Here is a 20,979-nt window from a genome sequence, read left to right on the forward strand (position 1 = left end):
TTAATTCAGTAAAGACCGTTCTGTCTATAAGGTATGATTGCCTTACGCAGATTCCCTGTAAAGCAGGCAAGATAAATAACATAAGGAAGCCCAATCACTCTATTGGCCGGTTTTTAAAATCTTATCCTCTATGAGAAGATTTCAAAAACTTTTAAATAACTGCTTTTTATTTAAATCCGGTCAGAGTAGGGAGAAACAAAAAATCAAGATTTTGCAAACACGCACCATTAAAGCAACAATAGTAGTTAAAGCGCCATTACCGATGGTGTTTACTACTTTTTTTAAGTTTGATTTTCTGCAGATATTCAATGAATTGTGGTTTGTTCCCAATTTTAAGTATCTAATTTTAGCCCAGCATGATTTTAGACCCGGTCAGCAGCACACGATCTACTTTGATAACGGAGCTACTGCTCTGGTAAGGCTTAAAACATTTTTGCCTGAATTGTGTTTTTCGTCAGAGGTATATAATTTTGTCTGCCATCTCAGTGGATTACAGTCTATAGAATATGTCTTTTGTTTTTCTGAGGACCTGCCCGATGACCATCGCAGGGTTGCCTGTGAGTACCATTTCAAATTTAGATGGAGATTAAGAGCCTTTCTTTTTGAGATTTTCGTCAGAGGGACTATTGAGAAGAATCTTGAAAAGGCTTTAGAGCAGAGAGCAAAAGCATTAAGGTATTAAGGGAAAATAATTTCTGATGTACTATAGTCTCAGGGCGATGCCAAGCGGAAAAACCGAAATTTCTTCGGTTTTTCCGCTTTTAGCATTTTTGTGCTTCTTGCTTTTTTATTCGGGAGCGAATTTGATACAGGTTTTTTCTCATCAGACCCACAATGACTTTATGATGTTTTGAGCTCTTGTTTTTCATGCCACGGCTTTGGATGATTTGCATTTTGGAGAGAGAAACTTCTATGGTCTCGACAGCTTTGTTCTCTACAGAGGCGCAGAAGAGCAGGGAATCTGTCTTTTTGAAATATTCATTGGTAAATACACAATGTTTTAAACTGTCGCCTTGCTCCATAAAATCAGACACCTTTTCAAGTACTGAAATAGTGATAGCGTCCTCTTTGAAGCAAAGCCCGAAAAACGGTTTTTTTTGCTGGGCGTACAAAAGCTGAGCCTCATGGATTTGCGCCCTGATTTCTTTGAGGTGCTTTTTTCTCTGCAAGTCCCGTTTTCTCTGAACGAGTCTGTCATGTTCGGCATTTAGATCCACAGGACAGAGTTGCAGTGGCGAGCTGATGTCTTTTTTAAACCATCGTAAGAGTTCAAGATAGTCTTCCCAGATACCAATGTCGGCGGGGCTGTAGTTCTGTTTGAGACATACCTTTACAGCCTGCCAGTTATGGCGAATCTTTTGATGCGGGGATTCGAGGTAATAGCAGAGCCATGAAGCCTGCGCGGATTTCAGCAGGGTTTCAGCGCAGGAATCCTTTAGCAGTGCGCTAAGGAATACCTGCGGTGCGATAGTGTAAAAACGGGCTTTAAACCCATTTCTTTTTACAACAGGCAGTACTTTACTCTTTGGATAAACCCTGTAGGGCTTGATGCGGAATTTTGGCGAATTTTGAAAATCTTTCGGGCGGATTTCAAGGCAGGTGTAATACTGCCACGCATCATAGGCATAGGAAAAGGGATTGGTACTAAGGGACATCGTGCGTACTTCGCCTTTTGGGTCAATGAAGTGTTGCATGACCTCGGTATGTGAGTAGGTAGGGAGGCAGTTTTTTTTCATGTGTTTGTGCGAGCATAGGATGCGCACGACCTGAAAATCCCCCATTGTAGTTACCATGGCACTGTACTCGATTTCCCTGAAATGCACCTGATTGTGTCCCTGCATTTTGAGTTTCCCCCTGCAGGCGGTACATTTTGTAAATTTTGCAGACCCTTTGACACACTGTGGTTTCCAAGAGTGCCCGCAGTCCAGACAGTGAAATTTTCCCCTTGAGAGTACGCCCCATTTGAGAAAAATGTTTTTTTCTGCCCAAGAATGCATTTCAGTAGGGATTGGGGCAATAGACCCGCTGAGGGTTGTGATGTGTTTTTCGGTGGTTGTTTGTGGTTTCATAAGTCAAAGAGTGTTAAGGTGGAGGGTACGGCTTTCGGGGTGGGTACTGCCACAGGGGTTTGGGCGTTAGAGGGCTCAGCTACAGGGGTAAATAAATCAGCCTTTACAGGCTGATTTACGACCGCTTTAAAGTGTATCTGCGCAGGGGCAGAGATGGTGTCATCGGTATAATATTTGACTGCCATGTCAAAGATTTCCTGCTCTGCAAAGGCGCATAAGCCCGTTTTTTTTACCTCACCACCGATGTAATCCATACAGTTTTGGATATTCTTGCTGTCTTTGGCAAGGCATTGCGCAAAGGCAGGATCGGTCACTGCTTTTTGGCTGAGATAATTCTCGATGATGGTTTTAAATTGCTCAGAAGCTTTCATAAGGGAAGGTTTAAAGATTTAAAAGGTGTTCACTCAAAACTGTTGGTGTAGATGTCATAACAGTACTCTTCAAAGCAGAGCCAGCACATAAAAGTGTAATGCGGGCTATCATATCGGTTCTCAATAGGGGTTCCAAAGGCATCTTCGAGCTCTTTTCGGATATCCTGCAAATCATCGATATGTTCGATGTAAAAAGCTTTACAATCGGAGTGATAAATAAAATCACTTATCATCCCGCTTACACAGCCCCCATTTTGCAGGTCTTCCAAAAAGGATTTTAATTGCTCTTTCTTGCGTCCGTTGTAGCCGTCCAAATGGCTCAGGATTATTTCGTTAAAGGCGTTGCTTACTTCATACTCACGGTAAGCTGATTTTTCTAAGGCTTTCATACTACTTTTTTTTTGGCGTTTATAAATTTTAAATTCGATTCAAGGGATTAAAACGGAAGGTCGTCGGGCTCGTCCTTGGTGTTTTGTGCTATTTTCGGATGTGAAGCCCCAGGGTGGTTTTGTTCTTTTTTGGCAAAGACCAAAATTTTGAGATTGCTCGTGTGAAAGGTCAGACTGCCCAATGCTTTCCCGTCAGAGGATAAGTAGACACTGAGCCCTATACGCCCGAAAAGCTGAACAAGCGCACCTTTTCGAAGCCAATTAGCGGATTTGGGGTTCAGCCAATAGGAGCAGTCGATATAGGTCACAACTTCTTTATACTCACTGCTTCCTTTGGGTTTGTAGCTGTCATTTATGGCGATAGAGAAATTAACGACTTGTTTGTCATCTGTAATTTTGTGCACGGTGGCATCTTTTGTAAGGCGTCCTGTGATTTCCATGATTTCTAAATTTTAGGGTTATTGTTATTTTAAATTTCTATTCCCATGCCCCTCAAAAATTATTTTCAAAAGAAAAAACGGGAAAAAAGAAAGCAAGAATTCAGTGTGCATTAGAGGATCCGCAGTGCTATAAGTCCCGAAGGGTTGCGAAGGGCAGCGGAGCAATTATGCGCACGGAGGATACGCTGCACACTATCTTAGCTGTCTTTTATGCCGTTTCGAGTGAAAATTTAATTTCATAACATTTTTTAAAAAGAGTATTTATACGCGCATGAGATTGATTTAAAAATGTAATTTTGGTAAGATTTTAACTGTTTAATTACGTGCAAGATGCTAACCCTAAATCAACTACATATGATAAAAAAAATACTATCTCTTATAATTATGTTTTATTGTTATGCATTACAGGCGCAAAAGTCTTCCCCTGTAATGGGAGATGCGGCAATTTTGCTGGATCTTCTAAAGAAAGATTACAGCAGTGTGAACCCTGATATTAAACTTGAAGAGATAAATACAGACAGGGAAAAAGTAATCGGGATCTTTAAATCCTATTTAAGGGATGATCAAAAAAATGGTCTCATAGCTACCGATTTTAGTAATAAGCTGGAATCAGACAAAAAAGAGTACACCGAAAGCCTGCAGTCCTATAACGCAGTGCTTAAAACTTCCATTACAGCCAATAAAGAGTACAATCTAACGACTTTAGAGGGGGAGTTAAAAACGATATATAATAAGTTATTAACCTGCAAAAGCAGCTATTATACCAGTAAATATTACAGCGATATTGACCAACTCGGAAAGATACAAGTATTGTATGATACTGTTGATAATGATACATTGGTAACCAATGACAATCCTTATTTAGTGGCAGTTATTGAATTGTTTGAAACAAAATATGAAAATGTGGAATTGAACATGCTTGATAATTTTGCCCAAAACAATTATAATTCTTCGATTCAAAAATCGCTCCCTTTTATTGGAGGTGATCTGGCTTTTGAAACACTGATAGACGGATTGAGCCGTTTTTTGGCAAAGCGTATCAAGCAAGAATTGACCGTATATGCCATTGATAAAATAAAAAAGTACCTCAATGATCCCAAACCGGAGAATTACAGTCAGGAGTTAGTGGTAGTACTGCCCAAAACAACCAATTATTTAAAACGCTTTGATGCCAATCAATTAATGAGTTTTACCAATGAACTCAAACAGCTTATTGAGGAAGATTTGAACAATATACTGATCAATGCACAGGGGCTTCGTGATCTTCCAAAAATTAAGAAGTATACAGCAGGCCATCCGGATCTGGAATTTGCATTTGACGGGCTTGAGGTCTTATCCCAGCTCTCAAAGGTTAAAACTCCCGTTGACTATTTTGAACTGCTAGAGAAAAGCAGGGGACTTGCAGGGTGGCGGGATGATGCCACTAAAAACCCGGAAAAATACGATATTGCCCAGGGAATCCGATTGGCTTCTATGCTGGCTTATAGTTTAACTGTAGTGGAGAATGGAGAGCAAAGATTTGCCAGTATTGACTTCCTTTCCAATTATGGCTCAGATGCCAAGTTTTATTTTATGTATTTTGGTTTTCTGCACCAACAGAATCAGAAGTATTTTAAGATTAATTTCAGCAATAATATAGTACTTAATGTTAGAGGGCTTATGGATCTCATGCCGGTTTCGGATATTGAAAACGGTACGAAAGATTTTAACTTCATACGCGATAATATTACCAGCGTTGCACAGTATGCCGAAAAGATCCATACAACGGCGCAGTCCATTAAGAAAAAGAATAAAAATAATGAAGAAATAAAGTATGAAGAGATTCATGATTTTGTGGATGAGATTATTGAATTTACACAGCAGGTTATTGTCACGGCAGATGTACTACTGAAAAAGGACTATAAGTTTATAGTGCTGCCTGAGGGTGCAGCTGATTTCGATTTTAAAGCGAAGCTTAATCCTTATTTTACAGTGGCTTCCACAGGTAATGACCTTGTTTTTGATCTGCATCAGAAGAAGTATTCCAATGCTATTATTAAAGCTGTGGAAATCCCGCTTCTTTTAAATCGGAAAAACACTAAACTCAGCAGTGATCTTCTTGATATCAAGTATCTGGTAGAACAGCAAAATGATTTAGTACTGCTTGGAAAAGTATTTAATCCAACAGTTACTCCAGAACAGCTCAAAGCGCTAAAAAGCCCATTGAAAATACTAAGTCTTAAAAAGTCAGATAACGGAAAGTTAAAAAATATTTCAATGTCACTTGATACACTTATTAATGCAATAGCTGATAAAACTTATGATGCTAAAAGGGATGCTCTAGGTGAAAATATAAAGCTGGCTTTAAAGGAAAACAAAGATGAGCTGCTGGATTATTTTGGTGTAGATTTAAAAAAAATAAAAAAGCAGATCACTGCTTATCTGCAGGAAAAGAACCAGTCCAGGGCCGTACGGGATCAGTTTGTGAAAGTAATTGACAGTTATGCAGGTGCCTTGTTCTCGCAGGTTGTTTTGCATGAACCGGACAACACGGGTTCAAGTACGGAACTAAAAGATCTGTTTATAGCTTTTGCTCCTGACTTTATTAACAGTAATGACATTTTAAAGGATGGACAGGCCTTGAAAATTATTAATTTTTTAAATGACATTTCACTTGCCGCTACTCCGGAAGATGTAGAGAAAGCCATTGATGCTTTTGCACTTCCTGTAGGGAGTTCTTCTTTAAAAGAAAGAGCAACAAGTTATTATGCTATTAATTCCTTTCCCGGAATTATAGGAGGTTTTGAATTTTCAGATCAGCAGCCAAGGGCCGAAACAATTGGTTTTACGGCGCCTGTGGGGCTTTATTTCCAGCCTTGGGGGGCATTTAAAAAAGGGGGGAGCCTGGGTATTTTTCTGCCTATTATTGATATTGCTGCTCCGGTACGCCTTCGTTTGGATAGTAATAATGATACCCAAACCCTGCCTGAATTTGATTTTAAGGATATCTTCTCGCCCGGAGTTTATCTGATCTATGGATTTAGAAATTCTCCAATAGCGCTAAATCTGGGAATGCAGTATGGTCCTAAATTACGCGATATACCTGTTGGAGACGGCAGTGTTGAATCAGTGGATTCTTATCGAGTAAATGTGGGAGTTACCATTGATATTCCCCTGCTGACCTTATCGGGAAAATACAAAAATTAAGATGAGAGCTGTTTTTATACTGTTTTTTATCTGCTTTTCAATGTGGGCGCAGGACAAGGACCCTGCCAAGGTATCGACTGAAAGAAGTAAACTGCAGACTGACAAAGCACTTTTTAACAGTGATGCTACAAAAAAAGGCCTTGATGAATCTTATATACAGATTATGCAGACCGGTGATGCTCTCTTGAAGCAGGATTTTGATTTAGCCGCTAAAAAACTGTTGCTTGAGGATCAACAAAAAGGTTTAGTTGATGCCGGTTCAAAAGAAGCTAATAACGCAACAGTCGTTATCACTGAGAAGGTACTAGACAGTTCTGCCGTCGAATCGAAAATTGAAGCTGAAATTTCAGTGAAAAGACTCTACGGCCCATCCCAGTTTGACAGCCGAATAGAGCTCCTAGAGTTGGACGTAAATACAAATTGGCAGTTAGAGCTTCTCAATAAGAGCCGATCCGTTGCCATGATAGTGGAAAAAGAGAATCTTCACCAACTGGCGAAAGAAGTCTATGTACTTGATGTTTCCCATACACTGGGAGATTTATATGGATTGTGCCCCAATGAAGCATTTTACAGACAGCCCTCGGCAGGGGTGGGAACCTGTTTTATTTTTAGTAAAAACACTATGCTGACAGCCGCTCACGTTTTGGAAAGGCCCATTACGGATTATGTTATTGTCTTTGGATATAAGCTTCTGGTTTCCAGTACTAGTGTTCCGGATTATTATTTTGACAAAAATGATATTTACTTTCCACAAGAAGTTCTAAAGTGGGACGATGAGCTGGATGTCATAGAATTTAAAGTAGACCGGGATTTTGACAGGCCAGTTTTAGAATGGGAAAACTCTTCGAGAATTAAAGCTGAAACTAGTGAGATCTATATGATTGGACATCCAAGTGGTCTGCCGACAAAAGTGGCCTTAAATGCAGGTATTGAAGAGAATAGCCATCCCTTATATTATTATACTTCATTAGACAGCTTTCAGGGAAATTCGGGATCACCTGTTTTTAACCTGCAGACCAATAAAATAATAGGAATTTTGGTTGCGGGAGAAATTGATTATAAATTTAATGGAAATTGTTATTACAGTTCAATCTGTAAACTTCCTTACTGTAAAGGTGAAAAAGTCATTAGAATTGAAGAAGTGACTGGGAGATTTTAAAAGCCTTTTTTTTCAGAAACAAGGCCAAGAGATCCTATTACCAGAGAGCAAGAGCAAAACATCCAATTTAAGGATGAAATTCCATACTATTGATTTGACTTTTTTTTCGATTCAATACTGAACAATCAGATTGCGGAATCAAACAATCAGTATTCTTATTTATCGCGCTATAAAAGCTAACGATTTCAAAGTGGACAAGAAGAGTCTTTAGGGGCACGATGGGCGTGGTGCTCATTATTGTGACTGTTCTTTTAGTTCTTTCGGGTGAAAATGAATTATCAAAAAAAAGATAAGTTTCTTACTTATTTTAATTAACATTGTTGTGTAAACAAAAATGTTTATTTTTGCTTTATGAAAACAATACTTGATACCATAAAAGGAATTCATCCGGGCTTTGTACTGGAGCGTGAACTCGAGAAACGGGATCTGGCCAAGGGCCAGTTTGCGATTTCCATGGGAGAATTTCCACAGACACTCACGGCAATCACCAAGGGCAAGCGCAGGATGAATACCCCCCTGGCGATGAAGATTGAGAAGTTACTTGGGATAGAGGAGGGGTATTTTATGGTCTTGCAGGTGTATTATGATATAGAGCAGGAGAAGAAGAAAGAATACCAGCAAGAGAACAAAAGCCATGCAAAGCCTGACTTTACAAAGCTTAGAAAAGTACTGTTTTGGGATACGGATATGGAGAAGATAGACTGGCAAAAACAAAAAAAAGCGGTTATCCAAAGAATTTTTGAACGCGGCAACGAGGAAGAAAAAAAAGAGATTGCACAATTTTATGGCCATGATACAGTTAATACCATTTTAAACAAATAAAGTTATGCCCTTACATTTCAATACCGTTACCCCGCTTTTGAAAAGCATATTGGAAGATTTGATGCAGGCTGAAGAGTTCAGGGCTTTTCGTCTGGTTGGTGGTACGGCGCTCAGCCTGTATTACGGGCACAGGATGTCTGTGGATATTGACCTTTTTAGTGATGCGGATTATGGGAGCCTTGATTTTAAGGCCATGGATGACTACTTAAAGGCACATTATTTTTATGTAGACTCACTCGATATATCCCCAATAGGGATGGGCAAGTCCTATTATGTGGGAAGAAGCGCAGAGGAGAGTGTAAAACTCGACCTTTATTACACCGACCCTTTTATAGAAGAGGTTCAGGGCTTCAACGGCATCAGACTGGCGAGCAAGGGAGAGATCACGGCCATGAAACTTGATGTGGTGCAAAGAGGGGGTAGAAAAAAGGATTTCTGGGATATTGACCAACTAAAAGACGATTTTACCATAAAGGAGATGTTCGAACTACACCAGAAAAGGCATCCCTATATCCATGACAAGAAACTTTTAAAGAAGCAATTTACGGATTTCAGCAATGCCGATGGTGACTTCGAACCGCTCTGTCTCAGAGGAAGGCACTGGGAACTTATAAAGCTTGATATGATTGATTTTATCGGCACGTTGAATCATTGATTTTCATTTTACAGTTTGACTTATAAAGAAGATAAAACCCCCTAAAATAATAATTTTAGGGGGTTTTGCCTTTGAGGGTTTGCAGCACCTGCTATCGAAAAAAATATATGGAAAAGTTTTTATAAAAAAAGGGACGGTTCCAGGATTACAGGACTATTTTTCTTTGAATCTAATTTTAAAAAAATCCTTATTCCCGGATCAATGAAAGACCGGCCCTTTCTTTTATTGAATCCTTGGTTTGCTCGCAGTAAGTCTTGGTGTCTTTGTTTGTCTTTCGGATAAATGTTTTGTAAGGCGCTGGTATATTGTATAGTATAATTGGTTTTTCGCTATCGAAAAAAAAGATTTTGCTTGTTATTGTAAAAAAGATTTATATATTTACCAACCAAACCAAACCAAACTAGTCAAATTGTTTTAAACTTTAATTTGCCGTGTATTTTGTTCTATTGATTGTTTTGTTATAATGTTTTGTATTTATCGAAATCGATGATGCAAAGGTTTGAGATAGAAGAAGTGACATGGGAGAGTTCAAAAGGAAATTCGTAATAAATGTTTAGAAATATTAAACATTTATTTTAAATCTAAATTAACCAATAGTAAAAACTTGTTGATTAATCTGAACCAAGGTAAATTATGTTCCAATTGTTATTCAAATTTCAAAGCATTTTTAATTGCTATAGAAGCAAATAGAATAGATGAAATTCATTTAAATGAGTCTTAGGGGCATACATTCCAGCGCAGTAGCAACCGTTAGAAAGTAAACCAAATATATACAAATGAAAATAAGATCAATTTTGCAAAGTATTGCACTTTTTTGTTTGCTGTTTTTTATTAACCCATTTGTAATGGCGCAAATAAAACATTTGAAAGTGAGTGGAGTATATCCGCATCTTGCCACTTTTAATGAAAGCTGGACACTGCCCGGATCCCGTAAGAACATCGGTGGGGATGGAGGCGAAAATGGTATTGGTGCAATCATTCCCTGGGCGGGACAATTATGGATGGTCACCTATTCGCCTCATATGCCAAATGGTAGTTCAGATAAACTTTACAGTATTACTAAAGATTTGCAGGTTACTATTTATCCCCAGAGCATTGGAGGAACTCCGGCAAATCGAATGATCCATAAGGAATCAAACCAATTAATAACCAGTAATTATTTTATAGATAACAAAGGAAAGGTAAGAGTAATTCCATTTTCAATAATGCCGGGGAGAATGACAGCAAATGCCCGTCATTTGACAGATCCCGCTAACATGGTTTATTTTTATGATATGGAAGGGATGCTCTATGAGGTGAATGTGCATAGCCTAGCTGTAAAGAAGTTGTTCCACAAACCGGTACCTGGTTGGCATGGAAAAGGGGCTTATACCGCTCAAAAACAATTGGTGGTTGCCAATAATGGAGAAGAGCCTGTCTTTAAGCTAAAAAAAGAAGATCTGCAAGCTGGTGATTTGCCAAAAAGTGCTGAGGACAAAGGTGTTTTAGCAAGTTGGAATGGAAAAGAATGGAAAATTATAGAACGTAAACAATTCACAGATGTAACTGGTCCGGGTGGTATTTATGGTTCACCAAATGATAAAAGCCCGTTGTGGAGCATAGGCTGGGATAAGCGTTCTGTAATATTAAAATTACTGGATGATGGCCAATGGTACACTTACAGGTTACCAAAAGCGGCCCATACTTACGATCACCGTGGAGGATGGTATACAGAATGGCCTCGTATAAGAGAAGTGGGTAATGGAAAGATGCTGATGGATATGCATGGGATGATGTACGATTTTCCAAAAACCTTTTCCAGAGATAACAGTGCAGGCATTACTGCGATAAACACGCACCTGCGTTATATTCCCGATTTTTGTTACTGGAACAATCAATTGGTAATTTCGACCGACGAAACCACAGTACTTGGGAATCCATTGGCAGGTCGTTCACAATCCAATTTATGGTTTGGGCAATGGAATGATTTGAAAAACTGGGGTACTCCAACAGGATGGGGTGGGCCTTGGGAGAATGACCAAGTGAAAGCAAATGAGGAGTCAGAAAGCTTTTTAGTTAACGGGTTTGATCAAAAGGTACTGCATTTAGAAGCGGATAAGACTACGAGTATAACGCTGCAAATTGACAGAACAGGAAACAATAAATGGGAAGATTATAAAGTTATTAAAGTTCTGGCAAACCAATACCAATATTTTGTTTTTCCAGCTGATTTTAAAGCAACCTGGATTCGTTTCAAAACAACTCTTGATTGCACAGCAACAGCGTTTATGCACTTTACCAGTAAAGCTAAAAATGCAGATCCAGCACTGTTTAAGACCCTTGAAAGCATAGAAGGGAATGGTGTAATCAACGCTAACATCATCCGTCCCTCGGATTTCAACAAAAACTTGCAGGTACTAAATACCAACGGAAATAAGTACACCGAAGTTGACGAAAAATTGAACACGGTACTCAACACAATAGACAGCACAAGCCAGTTGCTTAGGCTGGGTGAATTTAAGAGAGATTATCTAACGGACGATGCGTCAGTGATCATAAAAGACCATACCGGAACTTTTCGTTTACCAAAAGGCTCAGCAGTTTATGAGAACTTCATATACCGCGATAAAAGAGAGGTAGAGTCAGAGCGGTTCATGAACAATATTACGGGAACTTTCTATGAAACGGGCAGGGAATCAGGATATCTTGCCATCAGGCCGATTACTACTCACAATAAAAAGATTGTAGATTTCTGTACCTGGAGAGGTTTATTGGTGTTAAGCGGAACCAAAAAAGACAGCAAAACAGACGGTCATTATTTCGGTGATAAGAACAACGGTTTATGGTATGGTGCCATAGATGATTTGTGGAAATTAGGCAAAGCAGTCGGTGAGGGAGGAGTTTGGAAAAATACCAATGTGATGGCTAATGAAAAATCATTACCCTATTTGATGACAGGCTATGATCAAAAATCTGTTCAATTGACAAGTGATAAAGAAGTTGATATTACATTGGAAGTTGATTTTGATTTAACCGGTTTTCATAATTACCAAACTTTTCATGTGCCTGCGGGAAAAACAGTCGTATATCAGTTTGCGAAAGGCTTCAGTGCACACTGGATAAGAGCAGTTTCCAATAAAGCCTGTAAGGCCACAGTTTGGTTTACTTACCAATAGAAACAAAGATAAGATACATCGAGATCTTATGTTGGTCAATATTTAATTCAATCCAAAGTGCAGAATTAATGTTGGGTGAATATGGATCGACATATAAGATGAATGCCGTAGAGCAAATGGTTATTTTGAATAATTTCCAGGGAGATGATCAGCAGGGGACATTTTTACTTCAGCAATTTAATATGACCTATAATATTGGGTATGAAATTTACATTGTTGGAATGATAATACAAGTACATATACTAGTTCTGTTTTGTTATTATCTAAATAAATAGGATTTTGCTTGTTATTGTAAAAAACGTTTATATGACTAACAACCAAACCAGACCTAATCTATTAAACTTTAATTTGCTGTGTATTTTGTTCTATTGACTGTTTTGTTTTACTAGTTTTTGCAGTATTGGTATAGCTAGGAGGACTTTAAAATGTTTTAAAAAAAAATTGAAGGGGACTTTTATAAACCAGACAATCCTTAAAAAAGATATTCACTAGAAAAATTAGACGCAAAAGAACGTTTTAGTGAAGTTTCAACAATAAATAAAACTAGAAGTATTAAATAGGACGTAGCCGTAGATGGTGGGATGGCAGCAGGTTTGTGTTTTGCTCTGGTTGGGGCTGGAAATGGAATTTCTGTGCGATTACCATGATCAAAATTTAGCATTTCATATGAACAAATCCGTGCTAATTTAACTATCGGGATTGTAGGTTCTTTCCTGAAGATAAATGATATATGCTCGCTATGGAAAGCTTGAAAAGACTGTTGGAATGCTTCTGGTTTTTTTCGTTTTTTCAAATCTTTAAAGACAGCTTTACTTTATAGCAATTTTTCAATACGATATAATCACATTACTAACTTAAACCACAAACCCATGAAATCAAGAATTTTATCTTTGACCGTTGTTTGGTCTTTTTACATCCTACTAGTGCTGACTTTATTTTGTCTGCCAGAACAGTTGTTTGCTCAGCCGCCAGCGGGCTATACCCTGGCATTTGAAGATAACTTCAACGACAATTTGCTTAATATCACCAACTGGTATTACCGCGCTTTCTCCAAACCAACCAAGGGATATAATATGAAAGAAAACGTATCTGTGGAAACAGCTGAAGGGACTGGGTACCTGAGAATCAATTTCAAAAAAGATGCAGATGTAGATAATGACGGACTACTGGATTTTACCGGTGGCGGTATTATTTCCAAAAAACCTTTCGGATATGGGTATTTTGAAACCCGTATAAAATTCTATAATGATACAAGGGGGCTGCACCAATCCTTCTGGACCCATGGAATGGGTAAATATGCCTACAGCTCAGGGGAAGACGGCTATACGGAAAGCGCTAAAAATGATAACGTGCCCACTGAGAATTGGCTTTCGGAAATAGATGGTATCGAGTTGGATTCTAAATATCAATTTGGCATTACCAACTTTCATTTTAACCTGCCTCCCTGCAATTGTCCAAGGGAAGTCGGTACTAAACCACATCGTAATCACTCCGGGGACTACATGAACCTGTCGAATTGGATAACAGTAGGATTTGAGTGGTCACCGGGTATGGTAGTGTATTATGTGGATGGGATAGAGAGGCAACGGTTCTCCTATACCACTCCCGGATTTTCACCTGTAGAGCTCTGGCTCACTGCACTGGGTGGTTATGGAAGTGACCTCAGTACAGCACCTCTTGCGGGAGCGGCAATGAAAGTGGATTATTTCAGGTACTACAATAAACCTACCTGGGGCAACCTGCTGGGTAATTTTAGTTTCGAATTCGGCAAACAAAACGAGGAACCAGTGAAAAACTGGATCGTGAACGATGGTGTTTATGACAACGAATTAACTGATGGTGCCAGGGTGGTGTATGATGGAACAGCTCAGGAGGGTGAGGGCTATCTGGCACAGGACTTTAAGGCCAATGGAGCTGCACTTACAGTGAAACAGAATTTAGCTTACATCCCCAACGGCTCTTATAAAATGACTGCCTTTGTAAAACGTTCACCCGGAGCAGGTTCTGCCAATATGCGGGTACTAAACTATGGAAGTGCCAAGGCGGTAGCTATTCCGGTAACCAATACCTGGACAGCCGTAAGTATAGACAATATAGAGATAACTACTAATAAAATAACAGCCGGCTTTACCACACAGAATGGAACTGCGGGGGGAGGTATTATGGTAGACAGGGTGGAACTTCTGAACAAGAGTTTTGGCGAGCCTGCGACCTCTTCCCTTATCGTGGACAATGGGGATCCCGGTTACTTAGAATCCGGGACCTGGAATGACAGCGTCCTTACCGGTTATAATGCTACCAATACACGCCAGAGTTCCTCTGCTGGTGCGTATGCAAAATGGACGCCCAATATCCCGGTTGCCGATAACTATGATGTATACCTGTACAGGATTGTGAATTCAGCTTCAGATGGTAATTCCAAACTCACAGTAAACTACGCCGGAGGTGAGGCCACCTTATTTATCAATGATACATTAACTACAAAGAGCCAGTCGAGTTGGGTATTTATTGGTACTTATCCATTTGATCAAGGGAATGCCGGTTATGTGCAAAAAACCAAAAGTGCAGGTGGGGCCATGACCAGAGGCGATGCGGTTGCTTTTGTCAAGCCCGGTTCACCTTTATCGGCGCTAATTCCTGAGCAAACTCAGGCCAAGCAACTAGCATCCCAAGCTATTGTTTATCCAAATCCGGTCACTGCAAACAGTTTCAACCTAAGTTATGAACTAAAAGAGCCAACAGATATAAGTGTCAAAATTTATTCTTTAAGTGGTTCTTTGGTGAGTGAGCAAAATTTTAAAAGTACCCAAACAGGTCCCCAGCGACAGAATATACCATTTAACAGCCCACCGGGCAATTATATATTAAACCTGTATTACGGAAGTGAAGTGATCAAAACAATTTTAATAAAAAAATAGGCCCGATGAAGAAAATTTAGTTTTGAATCCGGCAAAGAAAACAAGGAGTCAGTCAAGAACTGAATTGTGCAGGCTGGTGTTTGTGAAAACTAATTCACTGATGGTGGCAGGTTGTTATAGCTCAGTAGCTTGAGGGATACTGTTTTCACAGCAATACTTCCTTAATTAAATCACTAACTGGAGAAAATTAAAAGATTTTTAATCAAACTTAAAGGCCTTGTTTTGCTTTCAATTGTACCTTCGTTCAAAAATAAAAATACCCGTTACAAGAGAAAACATGAGGATTAAATGATAAAAAATATAAGAACCCTCAATATTATTATTTATGCTTTAGTACTATTTTTTGGAAATATATACCAGCATTTCGTTCTTGTACTTTTGTTTTTTTACCTGCATTTATTGGTGATTTTATTATTTGTAATCCTAGAGATAAGGTATGCAGTGCTAACAAGAACAAATTTTTTAGAACACATTTTTACAAACTGGCTTGTATTTTTAGGTTTTTTAATTTTAACCTATGATATCGTTAAAATATTTGTGCCCAAGATCTAGTACGACCTTGTTTGGATGAAAGGAATCGCAGCCAGGGTCGGTTGGATTTACTCCTAACAATTAAAGAAAAAGAATAAGCTCCGCTGATAAAAAAGTGGTAGTTTATTCTTTTTTTATTTATAGGATATATTAAAAGGTTAGTGCGAGAATTGTTTGGGTATATTTTTTAGGTTTAAGGCACACTTTGAGCACCACATCACGGAATTAAATCCATAATTCCTGTTAGGACCTATCCACTATGGTTGTTCTTGTGATGAATCTTTTTGCAATACAGCTGTCCTATGTAATATTTGTAGGTTAGTTTGCAGAAATATAACCGGTAAACATTTAAAAAGAACACACAAATTACTAAGGCTATTGCGGGCACTTGTCTCAAAAAATAGTAATTTTAATTCAAAAACAGCTTTTCCTTAAACTATTCCTGAACAATGCTAAAAAAAATTACGCCACTTTTCTTTCTGTTTTTTTTCTGTCCAACGTTTAGCAATGCGCAAAAAGGGTCCCTGGACAAAACATTCAAATATTTCTTAGAGGAAGGTCACCTATCTTTCTGCCAGCCTAAAGGTTACTTTGGAGTTGATTCGGTACAAAATTACGACCCCTCGCCAATATATCTGCAATCTCTATTACTTTATAGCATTAAGAAGAATAAAAATGATATCATAATTGCTTTTTCACTGATAAAAGTTAGGAAACCAAACGAATTGTTAAAAAAAATGTTTCCTAAATCTGAAGAAATCAATGACCTAATGCCTTATTTGGTCACAGAGGCAGATTCGTCTGTATCAATCCCCATAAAAATTGATGATACCAATCTGAAGAAATTAAATGCTGATAATGGATATATCTATAACATGAAAATAATATATCCTTATCTGGAAAAATATACCTATTGCAAAAAACTACTTATCCATAAAGACAATTTTTATCGCGCCGAAGTATTGTATTTCTACACCAAAAAAGAAATAGACAATGTTGATGGTATTATTCAAGAAACCTCTAAGATGCTTCAATTTAAAAACTAAATATCAAAAAAACTCGTGATTATTGGAGTGATTTAAGAAGTGTCAAATTTGCAGAGCAATGCAATTCAGAAATAAGAGATTATTTATTTAAAATTTCATCTGTCAATAATACGCAGAAAAACTTACTTTTTAGGCATATGATTGAGAATGGCCTGATTTTAAATTTGAATAAAAAAAAATGACGGGTTCTTGTTTCCTAACGGCAATTTAGAAGGTGTTTATGTCGATTCCCGTATAATTAACTCGGTCTTTAAGACTTTCGTCACAGCCTTCCAGTCGTTAACATCCCTGTTGATCTGTTCAATCAATAACTCTATGGCAGTACGGCCGATTTCTGAAAGAGGTTGAGCAACAGTTGTTAAACTCGGAGCAATCAAGGCTGATGCATAGTCGTTGCTAAAGCCCACAACAGCAATTTCTTGTGGAATCTTTAACCCTCTTTTTTTGATAATTTGTATAGCCTCAATAGCAGTTGGGTCATTCACTGCAAAAATAGCATCCGGGGGACTTTCAAGATTAAGCAGATGATTTACATAGATTTTAACTTTAGAAATTTCAAGGTCATAAGAGATGATCAGCTCCTGGTCAATAGGTATGTCGTATTTTTTCAAGGCAGCTTTATAGCCATCGAGCCTATGGCCACTAACCCGCAATGAGAGAGGACCTGCCAGGTGCGCAATCCTTTTTCTCCCGCTTTTGATAAGGTATTCGACGGCGTTAAAAGCACCTTCATAATCATCTACTATCACTTTTGGTACTGACATTTCGCTACAGACTCTGTTAAAGAATACAATAGGAATACCCTTTCTTTCAAATATTTTTAGGTGATCATAATTTTGGGTCTCCTTTGTTAGGGAGATCAAAATACCGTCAACCTGGTTGGCCAGCATTACTTTTGTATTAGCAACTTCGGTTTGATATGATTCGTTAGATTGGCTGAAAACAGTATTGTAGCCAGCTTGCCTGGCGGCTTCCTGCGCCCCAATGATGACCTGGGGAAAATAAGAACTTGAAAACTCGGGAACAATAATGCCTATGTTATATGTTTTTTTACTGTTAAGACTAATTGCAAGCATATTTTTCTGATAATCGAGCTTTTTTGCAAGCTCAAGTACAGCATCTTTTGTGTGCTTGCTTACATTAGGATGTCCTGTTAAAACCCTAGAAACGGTCGATTTTGACAGATTAAGTTCTCTGGCAATATCCATGATGGTTACTTGGTGGTTCTTCATTTTATTGGGTTGGTTGGTAAAGTATATATAAATGTAATGCTTTTTTATTGTATGGGAAAATACGTTGGGAATCTTCCCATAAAACTCAAAAAATCTCAAAAAATATGGAAATTTCTTGTACTCCAATGATTACATTTTCCCATCGGCCCTTTTTTTTGAATTCTATATTGGCTTTCTTTTGAGTTGGATATGGTTCATTATTAAAATAAATTGGGTTGTTCATTATATGTTGTCATGGCATTTATAAAATTAATGAGATCTTTTTGTTTGTAGGAGTCCAAAACTCTTGCTCTTCTTTATTAATTTTAGAAAGGCTTTTAAAATTTTTGAAGTTATTTTTTAGAATCCCTGCATAATTTCAGGGACAAAAACAGAGCTCTGGACCAATGCGGTATAAAAAAATGAGCAGTGAAATATCTTTAAAAACCCGCTAAACTTTTTGCTGCAATAAAGTTATCCACTGCGTGTTATTGATGCCACCAATATGCCAGAAAAAGTGGGATCATTTTTGTGAGTTGAATGTTAGTGGGGATAAAAACAAAAAACCTGCAAATTTAGAACTTGCAGGTTTTTGTTGCTTATCAAGCTTTTAGAAATAAACATTTCTTAATCTCACAGAGAGTGGGGATTCAAACTCTAATTTAAAGATTGGATTTTTAGTTTTTAACTCAATTGTATCTCCTTATTCAAGTTGACATAATACTCTGACTTATCCTATCAGCATGTGGGTCAACTCTGTAGTGCTTTTAAGTCTGTTTATCCATATGTGATTGGGTCTTGCGGCCTTCAAGGTGAAGCAAATGGAAGCAATATGGATGAATATCTTTAGTTTTGGGATTATAAATAATTTAGATTGGTCTTTTTAGTATCATCACATCACATTAGATCAAACCGCACCACTAATCAATAACCATCGTTTTGGCTAAGGTTGGGGTTATTGGTTCTTTCAGATTCAGGAATAGGCCAAAACATAATCTTTTCGTTGATATAACCATAATTTGCGATAGGCTGATTAAATTGGGTAGAGAGCTGTTGACGGAGTTTTTCCGGCATGATTCCCCATCGCTTCAGATCATACCATCGCTGGGCCTCAAAGGTGAATTCCCTGCGTCTTTCTAAACGCAGTTTTTCACGCAGGTCATTCTGGTCGGTGTAAGCAAGGTTTGTCAGCACGGGAACTGCAGGTGCTGCTGATGTTCCACCGTGTGCCCTGCGTATCTGATTCATTTGTTCCATGGCAATGTCCATATTGGCTGCGCCGCCCATTTCGATCAGCGCTTCAGCATACATCAGAAGTACATCGGAATAGCGCAACCAATGAAAATCGTCTGCGTTGTCAGTATAACCAGTGTTGATCTGATCGTTATATTTAGTAACACGATAGGTTGAATTGATCGATACGAGTCTACGAGCGTCGGCCCATTCGAATACACCACTTGGTATAATGGTAAAGATCTGTCCTGGTTGGAAGCGGGTTATATTGGTGCTGTAGGAGCTGATACTGAAGTCCCATTTAAAATCTGGTGCCGTGGCTGTGTTGCGAATTGAGCAATAGAAAGGGGATACCCTAAAGCCCACAGCTGTCGCTGTTGTGTTCACCGGATCCGAAATCTGATTGTATAACATTTCAATCTTTCCGTCTACCTCATATAGTTTCACCTGAAAGCTGATATTATTGGCAAGCGTAGTTCCTGTTTTCCATCGCCAGTTGCGCCATTCGACAGTGAGCACGCGGTTGGGAGCGCTACCTGTGGTCGCATAAGATGCCACGCCTCCAGAACCATTGAGGTTATCCATAAGCGGACCTATTATCGGATCTTTGACTGAACTTAGATTAGATGCCAGGTTAGACCTGTTGATAAAGCTAATAAATCCATTGCTGCTCATATAAAACTTGTCATACCTGCTTCCGCCGTAGTTATAGGAAAAACCGATCGGAAGGGCCAGTGAAATAGCATCGTCAACTTGCACCGAAGGTACTGTTGTACCACCACTGAGATTGTTGTAGGTGGTGGTACCGGCACTAAAGAGAAAAGGGACATAATCGGTAGATGCTGTTATTAATGAAGAGGAAAGGTAGTTTGATTTCATTCTGGTATAGGCCTGTAGGCTTGCCGGAAAACCTGATGCGCCTTTTATATAAAAAATCCGTTCTTTATCAGCTGCTTTCACCGCTTCATCGGCACTGAAGATATTAGCGTAATTAGGATTTATATCCAGATTATATGTGTCCTTGTTGTCGATTACTTCTTTGAGCTTATCTGCCGCTAACTGGTATTTAGAAATATCTTTCAGCGGAAAGCCCGCCATAGTAAGGTATACTTTACCCATAAGTGTCTTGGCTGCAGCCTGTGTTACCCGGCCACCATTGACCGAACTGTAGGGATAATTAGCATCTAAATTTTCCTCGGCATATTTCAAATCGTCTACTATTTGTTTATATACATCTTGCGAAGCTGCCCGGGTGGGCTGCAGGTTGTTTTTGGTAACATCTGCCGGTTCGAGTACCAGCGGTACATCGCCGAATAACTGTACGAGCCTAAAATAGTAAAATGCCCTTAAGAATTGCGCCTCAGCCCTAGTGCGGCGCAGTATTTGGTCGGATATCTTTGAAGTTTTACTAGCATAGAAAAGTAGGCTGTTGGCCCTGTTGATTACCCGGTAGGCACCGGCCCATGTGCGTTGAATATAGGCATGTCTGGCATCATAGGATACGTCATCCAGTGCAAACCTTTCTGAAGTTATTGATCCCCCTAGGGTCGCGTCATCGGAAATAATTTCAACTGATGAAATTGGCCACATCTGGCCGTCATTAACATCGGCCCTCATACCCTGGTATATGCCATTGACAGCAGCAACCAGATCGGCATCTGTCTGATAAAATTTTTCGGTGCTGACTAGTCCGTCGGTTTTTTCTTCGAGGAATTCTTCGCAGGATGTGCATAAAAACACAACATAAAGTACTAAAAATATATTTTTTTTCATTGTCTGATTTTTAGAGAAATA

Annotated in this window: 14 protein-coding genes; 8 read left to right on the forward strand and 6 right to left on the reverse strand. The window is 38.7% G+C overall.

From position 1 onward, the window contains the following. Positions 1–130 precede the first annotated feature (130 nt). Complete coding sequence (locus tag LPB88_RS21450) at positions 131–682, forward strand: hypothetical protein (protein WP_230717708.1); 552 nt, start codon at positions 131–133, stop codon at positions 680–682. Positions 683–761: 79 nt separating this feature from the next. Here LPB88_RS21450 and LPB88_RS21455 read toward each other — a convergent pair whose 3' ends face one another. Genes LPB88_RS21455 through LPB88_RS21470 form a run of 4 tightly spaced genes read right to left on the reverse strand, consistent with a single transcriptional unit; the run spans position 762 to position 3,269 of the window. Continuing rightward, the gene (locus tag LPB88_RS21455; RefSeq protein WP_230717709.1) at positions 762–2,069 is read right to left on the reverse strand and encodes a PcfJ domain-containing protein; all 1,308 of its coding nucleotides are present in this window, start codon (positions 2,067–2,069) and stop codon (positions 762–764) included. Then, positions 2,066–2,440 carry a Cas9 inhibitor AcrIIA9 family protein gene (locus LPB88_RS21460; protein ID WP_230717710.1) on the reverse strand — a complete coding sequence of 125 codons (375 nt, stop codon included), beginning with the start codon at positions 2,438–2,440 and terminating at the stop codon, positions 2,066–2,068. Before LPB88_RS21460 ends, LPB88_RS21455 begins: the two co-directional genes overlap by 4 nt. Before the next feature lie 29 nt (positions 2,441–2,469). After that, a complete protein-coding gene (locus tag LPB88_RS21465) occupies positions 2,470–2,829 on the reverse strand; it encodes a hypothetical protein (protein WP_230717711.1) in 360 nt (119 codons plus the stop codon). A 47-nt stretch (positions 2,830–2,876) separates the two neighbouring features. Then, positions 2,877–3,269 (reverse strand): single-stranded DNA-binding protein, encoded by a 393-nt coding sequence (locus LPB88_RS21470; RefSeq protein WP_230717712.1) that lies wholly within the window; start codon positions 3,267–3,269, stop codon positions 2,877–2,879. A 354-nt stretch (positions 3,270–3,623) separates the two neighbouring features. Here LPB88_RS21470 and LPB88_RS21475 point away from each other — a divergent pair, with 354 nt between their 5' ends. The 7 genes from LPB88_RS21475 to LPB88_RS21505 all read left to right on the forward strand — a co-directional run bounded on the left by LPB88_RS21475 (position 3,624) and on the right by LPB88_RS21505 (position 16,741). After that, a complete protein-coding gene (locus tag LPB88_RS21475; protein WP_230717713.1) occupies positions 3,624–6,455 on the forward strand; it encodes a hypothetical protein in 2,832 nt (943 codons plus the stop codon). Between the two features lies 1 nt (position 6,456). Continuing rightward, positions 6,457–7,614, forward strand: a complete 1,158-nt coding sequence (locus LPB88_RS21480) for a serine protease (RefSeq protein ID WP_230717714.1) — start codon at positions 6,457–6,459, stop codon at positions 7,612–7,614. 351 nt (positions 7,615–7,965) lie between these two features. Further along, entirely contained in the window at positions 7,966–8,436 is a 471-nt protein-coding gene (locus LPB88_RS21485) for a plasmid maintenance system antidote protein (RefSeq protein ID WP_230717715.1), read from the forward strand. Positions 8,437–8,440: 4 nt separating this feature from the next. Then, a complete protein-coding gene (locus LPB88_RS21490) occupies positions 8,441–9,091 on the forward strand; it encodes a nucleotidyl transferase AbiEii/AbiGii toxin family protein (RefSeq protein ID WP_230717716.1) in 651 nt (216 codons plus the stop codon). A gap of 776 nt (positions 9,092–9,867) precedes the next feature. Continuing rightward, entirely contained in the window at positions 9,868–12,246 is a 2,379-nt protein-coding gene (locus LPB88_RS21495; protein ID WP_230717717.1) for a hypothetical protein, read from the forward strand. A gap of 869 nt (positions 12,247–13,115) precedes the next feature. After that, on the forward strand, positions 13,116–15,164 hold the full coding sequence (locus tag LPB88_RS21500; RefSeq protein WP_230717718.1) for a T9SS type A sorting domain-containing protein: 2,049 nt from the start codon (positions 13,116–13,118) through the stop codon (positions 15,162–15,164). A gap of 1,268 nt (positions 15,165–16,432) precedes the next feature. Further along, positions 16,433–16,741 (forward strand): hypothetical protein, encoded by a 309-nt coding sequence (locus tag LPB88_RS21505; protein WP_230717719.1) that lies wholly within the window; start codon positions 16,433–16,435, stop codon positions 16,739–16,741. A 218-nt stretch (positions 16,742–16,959) separates the two neighbouring features. Here the strand turns inward: LPB88_RS21505 and LPB88_RS21510 are convergent, their stop codons facing one another. Further along, positions 16,960–17,973: a LacI family DNA-binding transcriptional regulator gene (locus LPB88_RS21510; protein WP_230717720.1), complete on the reverse strand. Its 1,014-nt coding sequence runs from the start codon at positions 17,971–17,973 to the stop codon at positions 16,960–16,962. Positions 17,974–18,876: 903 nt separating this feature from the next. Then, positions 18,877–20,958 (reverse strand): RagB/SusD family nutrient uptake outer membrane protein, encoded by a 2,082-nt coding sequence (locus LPB88_RS21515; RefSeq protein WP_230717721.1) that lies wholly within the window; start codon positions 20,956–20,958, stop codon positions 18,877–18,879. Positions 20,959–20,979: the final 21 nt, after the last annotated feature.

This window comes from Flavobacterium sp. JAS, from assembly GCF_020991455.1.
Taxonomy (GTDB): Bacteria; Bacteroidota; Bacteroidia; order Flavobacteriales; family Flavobacteriaceae; genus Flavobacterium.

Coding starts and splice junctions, on each gene's coding strand:
- LPB88_RS21450 (WP_230717708.1), top strand. CDS start 131: ATGAGAAGATTTCAAAAACTTTTAAATAACTGCTTTTTATTTAAATCC.
- LPB88_RS21455 (WP_230717709.1), bottom strand. CDS start 2,069: ATGAAACCACAAACAACCACCGAAAAACACATCACAACCCTCAGCGGG.
- LPB88_RS21460 (WP_230717710.1), bottom strand. CDS start 2,440: ATGAAAGCTTCTGAGCAATTTAAAACCATCATCGAGAATTATCTCAGC.
- LPB88_RS21465 (WP_230717711.1), bottom strand. CDS start 2,829: ATGAAAGCCTTAGAAAAATCAGCTTACCGTGAGTATGAAGTAAGCAAC.
- LPB88_RS21470 (WP_230717712.1), bottom strand. CDS start 3,269: ATGGAAATCACAGGACGCCTTACAAAAGATGCCACCGTGCACAAAATT.
- LPB88_RS21475 (WP_230717713.1), top strand. CDS start 3,624: ATGATAAAAAAAATACTATCTCTTATAATTATGTTTTATTGTTATGCA.
- LPB88_RS21480 (WP_230717714.1), top strand. CDS start 6,457: ATGAGAGCTGTTTTTATACTGTTTTTTATCTGCTTTTCAATGTGGGCG.
- LPB88_RS21485 (WP_230717715.1), top strand. CDS start 7,966: ATGAAAACAATACTTGATACCATAAAAGGAATTCATCCGGGCTTTGTA.
- LPB88_RS21490 (WP_230717716.1), top strand. CDS start 8,441: ATGCCCTTACATTTCAATACCGTTACCCCGCTTTTGAAAAGCATATTG.
- LPB88_RS21495 (WP_230717717.1), top strand. CDS start 9,868: ATGAAAATAAGATCAATTTTGCAAAGTATTGCACTTTTTTGTTTGCTG.
- LPB88_RS21500 (WP_230717718.1), top strand. CDS start 13,116: ATGAAATCAAGAATTTTATCTTTGACCGTTGTTTGGTCTTTTTACATC.
- LPB88_RS21505 (WP_230717719.1), top strand. CDS start 16,433: ATGTTTCCTAAATCTGAAGAAATCAATGACCTAATGCCTTATTTGGTC.
- LPB88_RS21510 (WP_230717720.1), bottom strand. CDS start 17,973: ATGAAGAACCACCAAGTAACCATCATGGATATTGCCAGAGAACTTAAT.
- LPB88_RS21515 (WP_230717721.1), bottom strand. CDS start 20,958: ATGAAAAAAAATATATTTTTAGTACTTTATGTTGTGTTTTTATGCACA.